The organism is Azospirillum sp. B2RO_4 (assembly GCF_051124815.1).
In the GTDB taxonomy this organism is placed as follows: Bacteria; Pseudomonadota; Alphaproteobacteria; order Azospirillales; family Azospirillaceae; genus Azospirillum.
On record NZ_CP118486.1, the window covers coordinates 786335 to 802889 of the forward strand.

General features: G+C 69.6%; 15 protein-coding genes. 6 read left to right on the plus strand and 9 right to left on the minus strand.

Annotation, left to right across the window (positions count from 1 at the left end; genetic code table 11):
- Positions 1-35: 35 nt before the first annotated feature.
- On the minus strand, positions 36-770 hold the full coding sequence (locus tag PWS46_RS17570) for a DUF4396 domain-containing protein (protein ID WP_434620947.1): 735 nt from the start codon (positions 768-770) through the stop codon (positions 36-38).
- A gap of 164 nt (positions 771-934) precedes the next feature.
- Here PWS46_RS17570 and PWS46_RS17575 point away from each other — a divergent pair, with 164 nt between their 5' ends.
- Positions 935-1267, plus strand: a complete 333-nt coding sequence (locus PWS46_RS17575; protein ID WP_434620950.1) for a hypothetical protein — start codon at positions 935-937, stop codon at positions 1265-1267.
- A gap of 17 nt (positions 1268-1284) precedes the next feature.
- Here the strand turns inward: PWS46_RS17575 and PWS46_RS17580 are convergent, their stop codons facing one another.
- From PWS46_RS17580 to PWS46_RS17605, 6 genes are read right to left on the minus strand one after another with little or no spacing between them, the layout of a single operon-like run.
- Entirely contained in the window at positions 1285-2193 is a 909-nt protein-coding gene (locus PWS46_RS17580; RefSeq protein WP_434620953.1) for a UbiA family prenyltransferase, read from the minus strand.
- Complete coding sequence (eboE, locus tag PWS46_RS17585) at positions 2169-3350, minus strand: metabolite traffic protein EboE (protein WP_434620956.1); 1182 nt, start codon at positions 3348-3350, stop codon at positions 2169-2171. Before eboE ends, PWS46_RS17580 begins: the two co-directional genes overlap by 25 nt.
- The gene (locus PWS46_RS17590; protein WP_434620959.1) at positions 3350-4543 is read right to left on the minus strand and encodes a 3-dehydroquinate synthase; all 1194 of its coding nucleotides are present in this window, start codon (positions 4541-4543) and stop codon (positions 3350-3352) included. Before PWS46_RS17590 ends, eboE begins: the two co-directional genes overlap by 1 nt.
- Positions 4540-5922: an alkaline phosphatase family protein gene (locus PWS46_RS17595; RefSeq protein ID WP_434620962.1), complete on the minus strand. Its 1383-nt coding sequence runs from the start codon at positions 5920-5922 to the stop codon at positions 4540-4542. Before PWS46_RS17595 ends, PWS46_RS17590 begins: the two co-directional genes overlap by 4 nt.
- 5 nt (positions 5923-5927) lie before the next feature.
- The gene (locus PWS46_RS17600; protein ID WP_434620965.1) at positions 5928-6836 is read right to left on the minus strand and encodes a TatD family hydrolase; all 909 of its coding nucleotides are present in this window, start codon (positions 6834-6836) and stop codon (positions 5928-5930) included.
- 4 nt (positions 6837-6840) lie between these two features.
- The gene (locus PWS46_RS17605; RefSeq protein ID WP_434620968.1) at positions 6841-7488 is read right to left on the minus strand and encodes an EboA domain-containing protein; all 648 of its coding nucleotides are present in this window, start codon (positions 7486-7488) and stop codon (positions 6841-6843) included.
- Positions 7489-7917: 429 nt separating this feature from the next.
- Here PWS46_RS17605 and tcuA point away from each other — a divergent pair, with 429 nt between their 5' ends.
- Positions 7918-9276, plus strand: coding sequence for an FAD-dependent tricarballylate dehydrogenase TcuA (tcuA, locus tag PWS46_RS17610; protein ID WP_434620970.1), 1359 nt, complete (start codon positions 7918-7920; stop codon positions 9274-9276).
- Entirely contained in the window at positions 9263-10375 is a 1113-nt protein-coding gene (gene tcuB / locus PWS46_RS17615) for a tricarballylate utilization 4Fe-4S protein TcuB (RefSeq protein WP_434620973.1), read from the plus strand. The genes tcuA and tcuB overlap by 14 nt, the downstream gene beginning before the upstream one ends.
- Before the next feature lie 39 nt (positions 10376-10414).
- Here the strand turns inward: tcuB and PWS46_RS17620 are convergent, their stop codons facing one another.
- Both PWS46_RS17620 and PWS46_RS17625 read right to left on the minus strand, forming a co-directional pair.
- On the minus strand, positions 10415-12109 hold the full coding sequence (locus PWS46_RS17620; RefSeq protein WP_434620976.1) for a methyl-accepting chemotaxis protein: 1695 nt from the start codon (positions 12107-12109) through the stop codon (positions 10415-10417).
- A 131-nt stretch (positions 12110-12240) separates the two neighbouring features.
- Complete coding sequence (locus PWS46_RS17625; protein WP_434620979.1) at positions 12241-13176, minus strand: LysR family transcriptional regulator; 936 nt, start codon at positions 13174-13176, stop codon at positions 12241-12243.
- 309 nt (positions 13177-13485) lie between these two features.
- Between PWS46_RS17625 and PWS46_RS17630 the strand changes: the two genes are divergently transcribed.
- Genes PWS46_RS17630 through PWS46_RS17640 form a run of 3 tightly spaced genes read left to right on the plus strand, consistent with a single transcriptional unit; the run spans position 13486 to position 16544 of the window.
- A complete protein-coding gene (locus tag PWS46_RS17630; protein ID WP_434620982.1) occupies positions 13486-14835 on the plus strand; it encodes a CitMHS family transporter in 1350 nt (449 codons plus the stop codon).
- A 49-nt stretch (positions 14836-14884) separates the two neighbouring features.
- Positions 14885-16228: an acyclic terpene utilization AtuA family protein gene (locus PWS46_RS17635; RefSeq protein ID WP_434620985.1), complete on the plus strand. Its 1344-nt coding sequence runs from the start codon at positions 14885-14887 to the stop codon at positions 16226-16228.
- A gap of 1 nt (position 16229) precedes the next feature.
- A complete protein-coding gene (locus PWS46_RS17640) occupies positions 16230-16544 on the plus strand; it encodes an AtuA-related protein (RefSeq protein ID WP_434620987.1) in 315 nt (104 codons plus the stop codon).
- The last annotated feature ends 11 nt before the right edge of the window (positions 16545-16555 follow it).

Sequence of the window (16555 nt, forward strand, 5' to 3'; positions counted from 1 at the left end):
CGGGGAGGATCAGGGCAAAAGGGGCTGGCTCCGGCCTACATCCTCTCCTTCACGCCGGTCGAGATCAGCCACCAGTTCACCGGGTAGGCGGTGACGAAGCCGCAGAGCATGGCGATCTGCATCATGAACCAGAATTCCGCGGAGGCCGGCTCCAGCTTGGCGCCCAGCACGGTGCCGAACAGGTAGAAGCTGGCGAAGGCCATGAAGCCGTACATGCCGACCTGCCACGCCGTCAGCGACGCCGCATCGGCCTTCACCGCCTGTATCAGCCCTTCGGCGGGGGACAGGTTGCGCATCGGCTTGATGGTGAAATACTGAAAGGCGACGCCGAAGGCGAAGGCGAAGATGAAATCGACGATCCACACTGCGAACATCTTCTCGGCGAACAGGCTGCGCCAGCCGAACCAGACCGCCACCGTCGGCGCGAACACCACCAGCCATTCGGCGACGATGTCGCCCAACGTGCAGCCGCTGCCGCAATGGGCTGCGCCCTTCGCGACCATCATCGGGAAGGGCGTGTCGCGCTTGCTCGGCATCTCCTCGCCGCGCTCCTTCGCCTGCCGCATCATCTCGTGGGTCGCGAGCCGGCCATAGGTGAAATAGCCCCAGAGGGTGAGGACCGTGCCGAACAGCGCGGTCACCGGCCAGACGACGTTCATGATCCACATGTGCTGGGGATGGCGCACCACGTCGACCAGTACGATCAGCGCGCACAGCCCGCCGAAAACCAGGGCGGCGATCGACAACACATGCAGCCAGTCGGGAACCATCGAAACAACCTCCGCGTCGCTGTGGACGGGGCGGGACGATGGCGTCCGGCCCCGGGCGTCAACTCGACATCGGGGCTATGGGTTCCGGAGAGGATGAGATGGAACCGAATCCACTGGGGCGGATTTGCCTCACTCATCTCCACGATTTTCAGGGGCGCAAGAAGATGGCCATCCGCATTCTCCAGACCTGCCTTTTCGCCGGCGCCGCTTGCGCCCTCGCCTGGATCGCCGCGCCGTCCCCGGCATCCGCACAGGCTTCCCAGGATGCGGTCGTCGCCTGCCATACGCAGCAGCAGATCGAACAGCTGGTCCGCGACAATGGCCAGATCATGCCGGACGGGTGCCGCAACATCCGGATCAGGACGGTCAATCGGCCGACCGGCGACCTCTGCGTCCTCGACATTTCGCAGACCAACGGCGGCATCACCGGCGCTATCGTCGAGGCGACGACCGACACCCAATGGTGGGTCCGCTGCCGCGACCTGGAACGCCGTTAGACCTCCCGCTTGCCGGCTCATGTCCCGGGTATGACCCGCTGGAGGGCCAGGGTCAGCGGGAAGCAGAGCGCGGCGGAAAGAACGAGCGGGGCGGCGGCGCCGGAACCGGCGGCGGCGATCAGCACGGCGTCGTAGAGCGCGATGGTGGCGATCAGGACCGCCACCGCGCGCGGAACGTCGCCCGGCGCACGGCGGAACAGGCGATGCACGGCCCAGCCGGTCGCCGCCGCCAGTGCCGCCCACAGGACGAGCGCCGCCGGGCTGCCGAGTGCCGCCCATGCCGCGCCGGCCAGCGGTACCGCCAGGACGGCCAGCGGCCAGGCATTGTCCAGCCGGTCGTAGGCCTCCTGCCGGGCGGCGAAGGTCAGCCCGACCACATGGCAGAACAGCCCGCCCGCCCCCAGCAGCATCCAGGGTGCCAGCGCGCCGCCACCCGCGATGGCCGCGGCGGTGACGTAGGACAGCAGGCGGCACAGCCCCATGATCGCCGGAGCCGCCGCCGTGCGCTTGTGCAGGGCGTCATAGAGAAGGATCGCCCCCGCCAGCAGCCCGCCGCACAGTCCGGCCTCCACCCCAGACAGGGCGGCCAGGGCGATGCCCAGCGCGATCAGTATGAGGCCGGCGGCGAACACCGCGCCGAGGGAGGCGTCGCCCCTGGGAATGGGCCGGCCCGGCCGTTCCCGCGCGTCGATCTTCGCATCGAAGGCGTCGTTCAGGTACATGCCGCCGACATAGAACAGCGCCAGCACGATGGCGGCGCGGGCAATATCGCCGCCGAACCCAGCGCCCGCCATGCCGTCCAGCGTTCCGACGCCGGCCAGCGCGATGCCCGCCATGGCGTTGCTCAGCACCGTGGGCAGGTTCGACACGCGGCCGAGGATCAGGGCCGCGCGCGGGCGGATCAGGACAGCCGTTCCAACACCCATCGCATTTCCCTTTCGATTCCGTCGACGACGCTCATGGCGCCCGCACCGCAGGCTTCGGCGGGCAGGACATCCCAGGTGTAGGTTTCGACCTCCAGATGCGGCGCCACCGGCCGGTCGCGGTGGATCGCCAGCATCCCCTCCAGCGCGCCGCTGGTGGAGTCGAGCGGCGGTTCCGGTTCGGCGAAGAGCGGGACGTGGAAATGGACCCGCCATTCCTCGTCCTCGCCGCCGGGGCTTTCCAGCGCCTGCGGCAGATCGACGAAGCGCCGGACTCTCCCATCCGCCGCACGGGCAACGGTCTGGTGGAGATAGACGGCGTCGCGGAAGGCGGCCAGCCGCTCGCGCGCCGCGGCATCGGCCCGCGCGATCCGCAGGGCGGCGCTGAGCTGGACCTTGTGGATCGGGATGCCGGCGGCGGCCAGGACAGCCAGCGTCTCCGCCGGCTCCTCGAAGTTGACGGCCATGTGGCAGACGTCGAGGCAGAGGCCGAGATGGCGCGGCAACGCCGCCGCCGCCTCGTCCGCCGTCAGCCCGGCAAGGGCGCCAAGCCGCCGGGCCGCCGCTTCCGTGAACAAGTGCGCCCGGAAGAAGGCGACGGCGTCGGCGGTGCTGTCCAGCAGGCACCAGGGTTCGGGCTCCAGTGCCAGCGCCACGGTGCGGCCGGTGTCCTGCTCCAGCCGGACCAGCCCGGCCACCGCCTGCAACAGCCCGTCGGCCACCGCCGCTTCGCGCCCGGTCACGCGTGGGGCGAAGCCGCCGGGGACGGTGCTGATCGTCGCGAAGCCGGCCGATGGGACCAGCGCCGCCATGGTTTCCGCCAGGGAGAGGCTGTAGGCGACCCGCTCCGCCGTCGTCCAGTCCGGCTCGTAAACGGCCTCCTTGACCGGCGCGCCGTGGAAGCGGCCATAGGGGAAGCCGTTCATGGTGAAGGCCGCGAACCCCTCGCCGCCGAAGATCGCCGCCAGTTCCGCCGCCACGCCCGCTTCCGCCGCCGCCTCGGCCGACAGGCGCAGCCCGACGCCGAAGGGACGGTCGGGGCAGAGCCGGCGCTTGATCTCCCGCACCGGTCCCAGCAGGGCCGCCCGAACCTCGGTGAAGGTCTGGGTCGGGTGGACGTTCAGGCAGTAGCCGAGCGTGCCGCCGCCGGACAGGCGCATCAGGCGGCCTCCCGTGCCGACAGCCAGCCGATGGCGCTTTCGACCAGCCTCGCGTCCATGGCGTTGACCTCGATCCCCCGGCCGATCCCGGCCAGCAGGGTGATGGTCAGCCGGCCGCCGAGATGCTCGCGGAACTCCTCCAGCCCGGCCAGCACCTGCGGCCGGCCGGTGGCATCGACGCGGGCCAGCGCCGGGTGCCACAGCCGGAAGCCCAGATGCTCCAGCAGGACGGCGACGCGCAGATCCTCGCCCTCCGGCAACAGGCCGGCCAGCACCGAATAGCGGGTGTCGAGTGCGATGCCGATGGCCACCGCCTCGCCATGGCGCAAATGGTTGCGGCTCAGCGTTTCCAGCTTGTGCGCGGCCCAATGGCCGAAATCGAGCGGCCGGGCGCTGCCCTGTTCGAACGGGTCGCCGCCCTCGGCGATCTGGCGCATGTGCAGTTCGGCGCAGCGGCGGATCAGGTGGGCCACCGCGTCCGGCTCGAACAGGGTCAGGGCGTCGGCCGAGCGCTCCAGCCATTCGAAGAAGGCGCCGTCGCGGATCAACGCCACCTTCACCGCCTCCGCCATGCCGGCAATGCGGTCGCGCTGCGGCAGGCTGTCGAGGAAGGCCGCGTCGTTCACCACCGCCCAGGGCGGGGCGAAGGTGCCGATCTGGTTCTTGGCGCCGTTCAGGTTGATGGCGCTTTTCACCCCGACTCCGGAATCGTTCTGCGCCAGAACCGTGGTCGGCATGCGCACCAGCCGCACGCCGCGATGGGCGGTGGAGGCGGCAAGCCCGACCGCGTCGAGGAAGGCGCCGCCGCCGACCGCCAGCACATAGGAATGCCGGTCGATGCCATGGCCGAGGATAGCGTCGTGCATCTGGCCGATCAGGGCCGGGTCGTTCTTCACCGCCTCCCCGCCCGGCAGCAGGCGTGGCGGCGCCACCAGGGTCGCCAGGTCGTCGCGCGCGGCGAAATGGGCGGCGATGGCCTCCGGCAGGGCCGGGTGTCCGGCCAGAACTCCCATGTCGACGAAGGCGAGGCAGCGCGGGCGCGGATCGGCCCCGGCCGTGCCCATCGCGTCGGCCAGCGTGGAGTTGGCGGGGTCGAAGGCGTCGCGGGTGAAGGCGACGGCATAGTCGAAGGTGACAGCGAAGCGCTGGCGGACAATGGAGGAGCGGACATCGGGATGGAGGGTCGAAGTCATCGGGCGGTCACCTCGTCGAAGAGATGTGCGAGCAGCAGGGACTTGACCGCCTCCGCCGGCACCGGGCCGTCGGGCAGCAAGTCGGGCTCAGAGGAGATCAGCAGCGGCCCGGCCTCAGGCCGGTCGGTCGGCCGGCCGTGGGAGCCCTTCACCAGCCCGGCGTCGAGCGGGATCACGTCCATCAGCGTGCGGAAGCCCAGCGCCTTCTTCGCCAGCCTCCAGGCGATGGACGCCTTGGGCCAGCGCAGGGCGGGGTCGAGGAACAGCTCCGCCGGGTCGTAACCGGGCTTGCGGTGGATCTCCACGGTGCGGGCGAAGTCGGGCGCGCGGTCCTCTTCCAGCCAGTAGGGATAGCTGAACCAGCGGTCTGCGCGGGCGACGGCGACCAGTTCGCCGGCGCGGGGGTGGCGGATGCCGGCGGCCTGCTGCGCGTCGGCGTCCAGCACCCGCTCCACCCCGTCGAGCCCCAGCAGCAGGTCGCGCACCGCCGCCACCTGTTCGGGGTTGCGGACATAGACATGGGCCAGCTGGTGGTCGGCGACGGCGAAGGCGGCGGAGGCGCCGGGGTCGAGCAGTTCGCCACCCTGTTCCTCCCGCACCGCGATCAGCCCGGCCCAGCGCAGGGCGCGGTTGATGGCGATGGGGCCGGCGACGCCGGTGATGCCGTATTCCGACAGCACGACGACCCGCATGCCCTCGCGCTCCGCCGCTTCGATCAGCGGGGCGGCCAGGGCGTCGACGGCGGCGACCTGGGCAGGGATGCGCGGGTCGTCGGGACCCAGCCGCTGCAGGTCGTAGTCGAGATGCGGCAGATAGACCAGCGACAGGCTGGGGCGGAAGCGCCGCTCCACCTCCGCCGCGCAGTCCGCGATCCAGCGGCTGGAAACCAGATCGGCGGCCGGTCCCCAGAAGCGGAACAGCGGGAACGGCCCCACCGCCTGCGTCAGCTCGCCGCGCAGGCTGTCGGGGTGGGTATGGATGTCCGGCAGCTTGCGGCCGTCGGCGGCATAGATCGGGCGCGGCGTGACGCTGATGTCGGCGCCGGAATACATGTTGTACCACCAGAACAGCTTCGCCCCGACGAAGGCCGGGTCGCGCCGCCGCGCCTCCTCCCACAGCGTCTCGCCGGTGACCAGCCGGTTGCTCTGCTTCCAGAACAGGATCTCCGAGAGGTCGCGGTCGTACCAGCCGTTGGCGACGCAGCCATGGCCGGCGGGGGGAAGCCCGGTCAGCATGCTGGCCTGCACCGAGCAGGTGACCGCCGGCAGCACCGGCACCAGCGGACGCATCCCCCGCGCCGCCAGCCGGGAAATGGCCGGGGCATGGGGCAGGAGGTCGGCGGTCAGCCCGACGACGTTCAGAACCAGCGTGCGCCTCATCGCCGTCAGCCGTCCGCTTCGGCGGTCAGCGGTGAGTCCACTTTCGGGGTTTGCCCGCGCAGGACGGTGTTGCCTTCGAACAGCAGGCGCTGGTCGACCGGCAGCGGGATTTCCAACTCCGCCGGGTCGAGCCGGCCGCTCTGGGCGTAGAAGGCGATGGGGTTGCGCCAGACGATGGTTTCGATCGCCTCGTCCGGGATGCCGGCGTCGCGCATGGCCTGCGCGGTCTTCGGCACCTTCAAGGGGTCGCTGATGCCCCAGTCGGCGGAGCTGTTGACCATGATCCGCTCCGGCCCGAAGGCCTGGACCAGCCCGACCATGCGCGGCTCGTCCATCTTGCTGCCGGGATAGATGGTGTGGCCGGCCCAGCAGCCGCTTTCCAGCACCATCTCCAGCGTCAGCTCGTTGTTGTGATCGATCAGGGTGAGGTGCGGCGGCATGCCGGCCTCGCGCAGCAGGTCCAGCGTGCGGCGGGTGCCGGCCTTCTTGTCGCGGTGTGGCGTGTGGATCATCACCGGCAGATTGTGGCGCATCGCCATTTCGACCTGCCGGGCGAGGATGTCGTCCTCCGCCGGGCTCATGTCGTCATAGCCGATCTCGCCCACCGCGACGACGCCCTCCTTCTCCAGATAGAGGTCGACCAGCTCCAGCACGCAGTCGACGATGTCGGGGTTGTTGGCCTCCTTCGGGTTGAGGCCCAGCGTGCAGAAATGGCGGATGCCGAACTGGCTGGCGCGGAAGCGTTCCCAGCCGATCAGCGACAGGAAGTAATCCTCGAAGCTGCCGGCATGGGTGCGCGGCTGGCCCAGCCAGAAGGCCGGCTCGGTCACCGCGACGATGCCGGCCCGGCGCATGGCGGCATAATCGTCGGTGGTGCGCGACGTCATGTGGATGTGCGGGTCGAACAGCTTCATCACGTCAGTTTCCCAATTCGAGGAGGAAGTCGAGGTCGGCCGGCACCGGCCGGCCGGAGGCCCGCCGTTCGTCGCGGAAATCGGCGGCCATGCGGCGCAACTGGGCGGTCGTCCGCTCCGCCAGCCCGACCACGCGGGCCAGCGGTGCGCCGGTGAACACCGCCTTCAGCACCATCTGGTTGAAGACCGGCTCGGCGAAATGGGCGGCGGGATAGCGGTTGTCGCAGGCGATGGCCTCGAACACCGGCTGCACGCTGGAGCGGCAGGCGTCGGCGGCGAGATCGGCGAAGCGGGCGGGGTCGGGCAGCAGAATCAGTGACTGGAGGATCGCCGCGCGCTCCGCGCTGTCCGACCGGCGGAAGGCGGTGGCCAGCCGGGCCGGCGCTTCGTCTCCCGCGGCATGGACGGAGGCGGCGAGAAGGGCAGCGCGGGCGATGCGGGCGGGCGGCCAGCCCAGCGGAGCGGTGCCCGACAGCTTGCGGCCGGCAATCGCGAACAGCCGCATGAACTCGGCCGTGCCGGGCAGGGGCGGGGCGGCCAAGGCCATCTCGAGCCATGCCGCGGCTTCCCGGTCCTGGTCGGCGATCAGGGCGGTCAGGATGCCCGGCATGGCTTCGGGCGCTGCGGCGGGCAGCATCGTCGGATTGGCCATCCCTGCTCCACGCGGCCCTGCTCCACACGCCACGGTCGTCATGGGTGCCGGCTCCTGCATTGCGACGCTTCGTCGACCGGCGGCGCAAGTACGGGTGCGGATCGCGGTCGGCGACACTCCATATGGGATGCATGAAACATCAGTATGTCAACTGACGATATGTGTCACACAGGGGTGATCGCAGCGGGCGGGGATGGAACAGCGTGGAACGGTTTCCGACGGATGTTCCATCCAGCGGGGGAAATGGTCGTTTTGGAAAGTGCGGCTGTCGAGCGCCATGGCTTTGCTCCATCGGTGGGACCTTTGGCGGAAAGGCTATAGGAATTTCATCCTTTTTCGGAGGGCTTTTGGGCAAAAGCCGGGGCGCTGCCCTGTGTCGCAGGGCTTGGCCCTTCCCAGCGCGGGCCGTCCGGGGCTAAAGCCTTGGCGATGACAGGGGACCCGTGCGACTGCGACGTTCTGGTGGTGGGTGGCGGGAACGCCGCGCTCTGCGCCGCCATCGCCGCCCGCCGGGCCGGCGCGGCGGTCCTGCTGCTGGAGGCGGCACCCAAGGCGTTGCGCGGCGGCAACGCCCGCCATTCCCGCAACATGCGGGTCATGCACGACGCACCGACCGCGTGGGTGCGCGGGCGCTATCCGGCCGACGACTATCTGGCCGACCTGCGGCGTGTGGCCGAGGAGGCGGATGACGGGGTGGCACGGCTGTTCGTCGACGCCAGCGCCGACATCGTCGATTGGCTCGCCGGCAACGGTGTGCGGTTCCAGAGCTGTGCCGACGACGTGCTGCCCTATTCGCACAAGACCGCCTTCTTCCTCGGCGGCGGCAAGGCGCTGGTCAATGCGCTCTATGCCACCGCCGAAGGGCTGGGTATCGCCATCCGGTACGGCAGTGACGTGCGGGCGCTGCATCTGCGCGAGGGGGTGTCCGCCGTCACCGTGGGGGAGCCGGGCGTCACGGTGCGGGCACGGGCGCTCGTCGTCGCCTCCGGCGGGTTCCAGGCCGATCACGGCTGGCTGAGGCGGGAGTGGGGCGAGGCCGCCGACCGCTTCTCGATCCGCGGCACCCCGCATGCGACCGGCATTCCGCTGACCGCGCTGCTGGAGGAGGGGGCGGAGCCGGTGGGGGCGGCGAACCGCTGCCACATGGTCGCGGTGGATGACCGCGCGCCGCCCTTCGACGGCGGCATCGTCACCCGGCTGGACGGCATCGCCCACGGCATCGTCGTGGACCGCGACGGCCGCCGCTTCGCCGACGAGGGCGCGGTCGTCGGGCCGTTGCGCTATACGGCCTGGGGCGAGCTGGTGGCCCGCTGTCCGGGCGCCGTCGCGTTCTCGATTTTCGACGCGGCCATCGAGACGCGGTTCCGGCCCTCCATCTTCCCGGCGATCCGGGCGGGCGGCATCGGGGAACTGGCGCTGGCGCTGGGGATTCCTCCGCCGGCCCTGGAAGCCACGGTCGCCGGCTTCAATGCCGCGATCACCGGCGGAGGCGGCACGGCGGGGGGCGATCCGCCGAAGACACGGCTTGCCGCGCCGATCCTGGTCCCGCCCTTCGGCGCCTATCCGGTGCGGGCGGGCGTCACCTCCACCTGCCTGGGGGTGCGGGTCGATGGGCGGGCGCGGGTGCTGCGGCGGGACGGGAGTGCGCTGGACGGGGTCCATGCCGCCGGGGTCGTCATGGCGCCCAACATCCTCGGCTGCGGTTATCTGGCGGGGAGCGCTATGACGGTGGGCGCCGTGCTCGGCCGCATCGCCGGACGGGAGGCCGCGGCCCATGCCCTGCGCTGACGAGAGCGAGCGGATCGCGGCGGCGCGGCGGGCGCTGGAGATCTGCAACGCCTGCCAGTTCTGTGACGGCTATTGCGCGGTGTTCCGCGCGCTGAAATCCCGGCGGTTGGTCTCGGCGGCGGACCTGACATTCCTGTCCAACCTCTGCCACAACTGCCGGTCCTGCTATCACGCCTGCCAGTATGCACCGCCGCATGAGTTCGACCTGAACCTGCCGAAAAGCCTCAGTCTGGTCCGGCAGCAGACCTACCGCGACCATGTCTGGCCGCCGGTGGCGAGGGGGCGTCTGCCCGGCGCGGGGTGGTCCTTCGCCGCCGCCGTCACCCTGGCCGCGATGGCGCTGGTGGCGCTGCCGGCGGTCCTGAGCCTGCCGGCGGAGCTGCTGTTCGGGCGGCATGACGGGCCGGGGGCCTTCTATCGGCTGGTGCCGTGGGGGATCATCACCGCGGTCGCGGGGGTGGTGATGCTGTGGTCGCTGCTCGCCATCGGCTTCAGCGTCGCGTCCTTCTGGCGCGGCATGGGGCCGGCACCGGCCGGGGCGGCGCTGTGGCCGGCTCTGCGCGAGGCGTTCCGCGATGCGGCGACCTTGCGCAATCTCGGTGGCGGCGGGGCCGGCTGCAACGATCGGGACGAGCGCTTCTCCCTGGCGCGGCGGCGGTTCCACCATGCGCTGTTCTATGGAGTGGCGCTCTGCTTCGCCGCCACCGGGGTGGCGACCGTCTACGACCATGGGCTGGGCTGGCAGGCGCCCTATCCGCTGATGAGCCTGCCGGTTCTGCTCGGCAGTTTGGGGGGAGTTGGGATGGTCGTCGGCACGGCAGGACTGGCGCTGCTGAAGCGGCGGGCCGATCCGGGACCGGTGGCACGGAGTCTGAGCGGCGCCGACGGCGCGTTGCTGGCGCTGCTGTTCCTGGTGGCGGTAAGCGGCCTCGGGCTGCTGGCGCTGCGCGGGACCGCGGCGATGGGGCTGCTGCTGCTGGTCCATCTGGGGCTCGTCCTCGGCTGGTTCGCGACGCTGCCCTACAGCAAGTTCCTGCACGCGCCCTTCCGTTTCGCCGCCCTGCTGCGGGCGGCGATGGAACGGCAGGGCAGGGGGTGACGCGCCTCCCGCCTGCCCCCGTCCCGTCCCGCCGGCCGGTCAGCCGGCCCGCAACTGGGTCAGGAAGCGGGTGACCTCCTCGCGCAGGCTGTCGGTCTGCACCGACAGTTGGCGGACATTCTCCAGCACCTCGTAGGCGACCTTGCCGCTGCGGCCGGCGGCGCTGTTCACGCCGCCGATGCTGGAGGAAACCTCGTGGCTGCCCTGGGCGGCCTGCTGGATGTTGCGGCTGATCTCGCGGGTCGCCGCCCCCTGCTGTTCGACCGCCGAGGCGATGGAGGTGGCGACATCGTTGACCCGGCCGATGACCTGCGCCACGCCCTTGATCTCCTGAACCGCGCGGCCGGTCTCGGCCTGGATGCCGGCGACCTGGGCGGCGATCTCCTCGGTGGCCCTGGCGGTCTGGGTGGCGAGCGCCTTGACCTCCTGCGCCACCACGGCGAAGCCCTTCCCGGCCTCTCCGGCGCGGGCGGCCTCGATGGTCGCGTTCAGCGCCAGCAGGTTGGTCTGGCTGGCGATCGAGTTGATGAGTTCGACCACCGCGCCGATCCGCTCCACCGCGCCGGCCAGCCCCTCCACCTTGCCGTTGGCGCGTTCGGCGCTTTCGACCGCTTCGCGGGCGATCCCGGCCGACTCGCCGACCTGCCGGCTGATTTCGTTGATCGAGCTGGTCAGTTCCTCCGTCGCCGCGGCGACGGTCTGGACATTGGCGGAGGTCTGTTCGGTCGCGGTGGCGACGGCGCCGGCCAGCGTGCCGGTCTCGTCGGCGGCGCGCGTCATGTCCTGGGCGCGCCGTTCGATGCCGTCGGCCTCGCCTGCGACGTCGTGGATCAGGTTGCCGACGGTCTGTTCGAAATGGCTGGCGAGTGCGGTCATCGCCTCCCGCTTCTCGGCCGCGGCGCGCTCCGCCTGTTCGGCTTGGCTCGCTTCCAGGCTGGCCTTGGCGAGCGCGTTCTCCTTGAACACCTGAAGCGCCTGCGCCATGCCGCCGATCTCGTTGCGGCGGGCCGCCTCCGGGAAGGTGACGCCGAGGTCGCCGGCGGCGAGCGCGGTCATCTTGTCCCGCAGCCGGTGCAGCGAGCGCACGATGTCGCGGTTGACCAGGAACCCGATCAGCACCAGCGCGGCGATCAGCGCGGCGGTGGCGGTGCCCGTCCGGCGCAGGAAGTCGTAATAGGCGGCGTCGATGTCGTCGGTGTAGACCCCGGAGCCGACGATCAGCCCCAGCGGCTGGTACCGCTTCACATAGTTGGTCTTCAGCAGCGGGACGTCCGACCCCAGCTTCGGCCAGACATAATGGATGATGGCGGTGTCCTGGCGGCGCAGCGTGTCGACGATCTCGCGGACGAAGAACTTGCCGGCCTTGTCCTGAAGCCCGATGCGGTCGGTGCCGACCGCCTTGTGGTTGGAGGGATTGGCGACGGCGATGCCCTTGAGGTCGTAGGCGAAGAGATAGTCGGCGCCGTCATGGTAGGACATCGCATGCACCGCGTTGCGGAAGCGCGCCAGGGCTTCCTCGCGGGGCAGGGTTCCGGCCTCCACCTCGGCATTCAGCCCCTTGGCCATGCCGACCGCCAGTTCCACCGCGGAGCGGATGGTGTCGATGCGGTCGTCAACCATGCGCTGGTGGGTGAGGCTGCTGCTGATGGCGATCACGACGGCCGGAGCCAGGATGGACAAAGCGACCAGGGCGGTCAGCTTTGCTCGGATCGTCAGATTTTCCAGGATTTTCATGGGGACCTTCGTGTCGCGCGCATCAGGGGGCGGCAACTGATATACTACGAAAGAGGGGAGTAGCTGAAATCGGAATGGCTGATTTCAGTAATAAAATAACTGCATAGGATTAAAAAATTCTGCCGCCCGGATTACGACTTTGTGGCGGCGGTGTCCATGCTGGAGAAATGGACGAGGGTCGGGCCGGCGACCTCCCGCAGCAGCAGGGCGAAGCGCTCCGCCGCTGGCGACAGCGACCGGCCGGCCTTGCGGATGAAGCCGATGCGGCGGATCAGGCCGGCGGCGCGGATCGGTTCGACGACGATGCCCTCGCAGGAGGCGGAGTCGACGGCGGATTCCGGCAGCACCGAGACGCCCAGCCCCGCCCGCACCATGCCGACCGCGGTCGACATGTAGTTCGCCTCGCAGGACAGGCTGATGTCCAGCCCCTCCTTTTCCAGCGCGCGTTCGACCAGCGACCGGACGCTGGTGCCGCGCGCCGTCAGGATCAGCGGATAGGCGACGATGTCCTTCAGCAGCAGCGGACGCCGGCCGTTCAGCGGGTGGTCGGCGGGGAAGAAGGCGCACATCCGGTCGCAGAGGAAATCGATCACCTCGACGTCGCGATCCGGGCCGACCCGGCTGCCGATGCCGAAATCGACCTCCTCCGCCTTGACCAGCTGGATGATCTGCTCGGCGACGACGTCGCTGACCTTCACGTCGATGTTGGGGTGGTCGGCGGCGAAGCGGCGGATGGCGATGGGCAGCAGACCGGCGGCCACCGACGGCAGGGTGGCGACCGACACCGATCCGCGCCGCAGCCCGGCGAGATCGTGGCTGACGCTCATCACCGCATCCAGTTCGGCCAGCACCCGCTGCAGGGCCGGCAGCAGGTCGCGCCCGGCCTGGGTCAGCACGACATGGCGCTTGTTGCGGTCGAACAACCGCACGCCGAGGCTTTCTTCCAACTGGCGGATCTGCACGGTCAGCGCCGGTTGCGACACGTTGACCTCCGCCGCGGCCTTCGTGAAGCTGCCGAGCCGGGCGACGGCGACGAACGCCTTGATGTGTCTCACGCCCTGGAGCATGGCGCGCCTCTTATAACCAGATCGGATTGCGGTGATACAACAAATTCATTTCTCTAATCTGATTGTGGGTTCGTACAGTGTCAATCACGGAAGCCGGTATGGCGCAGCCCGCCAAAAGGCGGGGCGTTGATTATGACATGCCGCCGACCGGCGGGTGAAAAGAACAAGTTTTACGGAAATCCCCTCCGCAGCGTTACTCGGAGATCGGCCTCGGCTGCCCTTGGTTGGCCGGTCTGGTGCTTCGCGTGCGGCGGACGGGTCGCGAAAACCAAATAGAACAACAATAACAACGGTCATAGAGGAGGTCACATGCTCGCACTACTCGGCTTGGCCACCATCGTCGTTCTGCTGTCGGCGATCATGACGAACCGGATGTCGCCCCTGGTCGCGCTGATCGCCGTGCCGATCGTCGCGGCGCTGGCCGGCGGCTTCGGATTCGAGACCAGCAAGTTCATCATCGCCGGCATCCGCTCCATCGCGCCCACCGCCGGCATGTTCGTGTTCGCCATCATCTTCTTCGGCGTCGTCACCGATGCCGGCATGATGGACCCGATCATCGACCGCATCCTGCGCCTGGTCGGCACGCGGCCGGCGCGCATCACCGTCGGTACCACGCTGCTGGCGCTGCTGATCCATCTCGACGGGTCGGGTGCGGTCTGCTTCCTCATCACCATTCCGGCGATGCTGCCGCTCTATGACCGGCTGGGCATGGACAAGCGCATCCTGGCGCTGTGCGTGTCGATGGCGGCGGGCGTCAACTTCCTGCCCTGGACGGGTCCGATGATCCGCTCGGCCGCCGCGCTGAAGGTGCCGGTGACCGACATCTTCAATCCGCTGATCGCGGTGCAGGGCGTCGGCCTGCTGTTCATCTTCACCGTCGCCTTCCTGCTGGGCAAGCGCGAGGAACGCCGTCTCGGCCTGTCGTCCAGTCCGCTGGCCGCCGGAGAGGCGCGGTCGGTCGGCGCCATGGGTGTGGACGGCGGTGTCGCCGCCGGCCCGGCGCCGCGCGTGCTGACGCCGGAGCAGATCAGGATCCGCCGGCCGAAGCTGTTCTGGGTCAACCTGATCCTGACGCTGTCGATCATGGCGGTGATGATCGAGGGGGCGGTCGATCCGGTGGTGATGTTCATGGTCGGCACCGTGCTGGCGCTGATGATCAACTACCCCGACGTCAAGATGCAGAAGGACCGCGTCGACGCCCATGCCAAGGCGGCGCTGATGATGGCGAGCATCCTGCTGGCGGCCGGCGTCTTCACCGGCATCATGAGCGGCACCAAGATGCTGAGCGCCATGGCGCAGTCCGCCGTCGCCTTCGTCCCGCCGGACATGGCGCAGCATGTGCCCTTCGCGCTGGGCATCCTGTCGATGCCGCTCAGCCTGCTGTTCGATCCGGACTCCTATTATTTCGGCATGATGCCGGTGATCGCCGAGGTCTATAAGACGCTGGGCGGCGACCCGATCCAGATCGCGCAGGCGTCGGTGCTCGGCCAGATGACCGTCGGTTTCCCGGTCAGCCCGCTGACCCCCGCCACCTTCCTCGTCGTCGGCCTGTGCGGCATCGGGCTGGGCGAGCACCAGAAATTCTCGATCCCCTACCTGTTCGCCGCTTCGGTGGTCATGACCATCGCCGCGGCCGTCCTGGGGGTCATCCCGTTCTGAGGCGGCCTAAGCTTGGCTTTACAAAAGTGGCCGCAGACAGGAGCACATCATGAAAACCATCCGCATCGGATCGGGCGCCGGCTATTCCGGCGACCGCATCGAGCCGGCCGTGGAACTGGCCGGGCAGGGTGACATCCAATACCTCGTCTTCGAATGCCTGGCGGAGCGCACCATCGCCATCGCCCAGGGCGCCAAGCTGAAGGATCCGGCGCAGGGTTACGATCCGCTGCTGGCCGAGCGCATGCTGGCGGTGTTGCGGCCCTGCCTTGAGAAGGGCATCCGCATCATCACCAACATGGGCGCGGCCAACCCGGCCGCCGCCGCGGCGAAGACACGGGAGATCGCCCGCTCGCTCGGTCTGGAGGGGCTGAAGATCGCCGCGGTGTCGGGCGACGACGTGTTGGAGACACTGAAGTCCGGCGGCCACCGGATCGAGGAGACCGGCGCGCCGGTCGCGTCGATGGCCGACCGGCTGGTCTCGGCCAACGCCTATCTCGGCGCCGCTCCCATCGTCGAGGCGCTGAAGGCCGGGGCCGACATCGTCATCACCGGCCGCGTCGCCGACCCGGCCCTGTTCCTCGCCCCGCAGATCTTCGAGTTCGGCTGGTCGATGGAGGATTGGGACCGTCTGGGCAAGGGGACGGTGGTCGGGCATCTGCTGGAATGCGCAGGCCAGATCACCGGCGGCTATTTCGCCGATCCCGGCGTGAAGGACGTGGCCGGGCTGGCCCGGCTCGGCTTTCCCATCGCCGAGGTGACTGAGGATGGCGGCGCCGTCATCACCAAGGTGGCGGGCTCCGGTGGTGCCGTGACCACCGCCACCTGCAAGGAACAGCTGCTCTATGAGATCCACGATCCCGCCGCCTATCTGACGCCGGACGTGGTGGCCGACTTCTCGCAGGTGCGCTTCGTGCAGGAGGGACCGGACCGGGTGCGGGTGTCGGGCGCCACCGGGCGTCGGCGGCCGGACACGCTGAAGGTCTCGGTCGGCTATGTCGACAGCTTCATCGGCGAGGGGCAGATCTCCTACGCCGGTCCCGGCGCCGTCGCGCGCGGCCGGCTGGCGCTGGAGATCGTGCGCGAGCGGCTGGCGCTGACCGGCGTCGAGGCGACGGAGCTGCGCTTCGACCTGATCGGCGTCGATTCCATCCATGGCGACGCGCTGTCCACCGCCGGCGGGCGGGAGCCCTACGAGGTGCGGGTCCGCGTGGTCGGCCGCACCGGCAGCCTGAAGGAGGCGCAGCGCATCGGCAACGAGGTCGAAACCCTCTACACCAACGGCCCGGCCAGCGGCGGCGGCGCCACCAAATCGGCGAAGGACGTGGTCGCGATGCTGTCGGCCCTGCTGCCCCGCGAGCTGGCGAAGCCCGCCATCCAGTTCATGGAGGCCTGAGATGAAACTCCGCGACATTGCCCACTCCCGCACCGGCGACAAGGGCGACATCTCCAACATCTCCGTCATCGCCTTCGATGAGGCGGACTATCCGCTGATCGCGGCGCATGTCACCGCCGACCGCGTGAAGGAGGTGTTCCACGAGACCGTCCATGGCGAGGTGGTGCGTTATGAAATCCCCAGCATCGGCGCGCTGAACTTCGTGATGCGGAACGCGCTGGGCGGCGGGGTGACGCGCTCGCTGGCGCTCGACGCCCATGGCAAGTGCCTGGCGTCGGCGCTGCTCGACCTCGACATCCCTGACCGGCCAGCGTGACGGTAGAGGGG

Coding starts and splice junctions, on each gene's coding strand:
- PWS46_RS17570 (WP_434620947.1), bottom strand. CDS start 770: ATGGTTCCCGACTGGCTGCATGTGTTGTCGATCGCCGCCCTGGTTTTC.
- PWS46_RS17575 (WP_434620950.1), top strand. CDS start 935: ATGGCCATCCGCATTCTCCAGACCTGCCTTTTCGCCGGCGCCGCTTGC.
- PWS46_RS17580 (WP_434620953.1), bottom strand. CDS start 2,193: ATGGGTGTTGGAACGGCTGTCCTGATCCGCCCGCGCGCGGCCCTGATC.
- eboE (WP_434620956.1), bottom strand. CDS start 3,350: ATGCGCCTGTCCGGCGGCGGCACGCTCGGCTACTGCCTGAACGTCCAC.
- PWS46_RS17590 (WP_434620959.1), bottom strand. CDS start 4,543: ATGACTTCGACCCTCCATCCCGATGTCCGCTCCTCCATTGTCCGCCAG.
- PWS46_RS17595 (WP_434620962.1), bottom strand. CDS start 5,922: ATGAGGCGCACGCTGGTTCTGAACGTCGTCGGGCTGACCGCCGACCTC.
- PWS46_RS17600 (WP_434620965.1), bottom strand. CDS start 6,836: ATGAAGCTGTTCGACCCGCACATCCACATGACGTCGCGCACCACCGAC.
- PWS46_RS17605 (WP_434620968.1), bottom strand. CDS start 7,488: ATGGCCAATCCGACGATGCTGCCCGCCGCAGCGCCCGAAGCCATGCCG.
- tcuA (WP_434620970.1), top strand. CDS start 7,918: ATGACAGGGGACCCGTGCGACTGCGACGTTCTGGTGGTGGGTGGCGGG.
- tcuB (WP_434620973.1), top strand. CDS start 9,263: ATGCCCTGCGCTGACGAGAGCGAGCGGATCGCGGCGGCGCGGCGGGCG.
- PWS46_RS17620 (WP_434620976.1), bottom strand. CDS start 12,109: ATGAAAATCCTGGAAAATCTGACGATCCGAGCAAAGCTGACCGCCCTG.
- PWS46_RS17625 (WP_434620979.1), bottom strand. CDS start 13,176: ATGCTCCAGGGCGTGAGACACATCAAGGCGTTCGTCGCCGTCGCCCGG.
- PWS46_RS17630 (WP_434620982.1), top strand. CDS start 13,486: ATGCTCGCACTACTCGGCTTGGCCACCATCGTCGTTCTGCTGTCGGCG.
- PWS46_RS17635 (WP_434620985.1), top strand. CDS start 14,885: ATGAAAACCATCCGCATCGGATCGGGCGCCGGCTATTCCGGCGACCGC.
- PWS46_RS17640 (WP_434620987.1), top strand. CDS start 16,230: ATGAAACTCCGCGACATTGCCCACTCCCGCACCGGCGACAAGGGCGAC.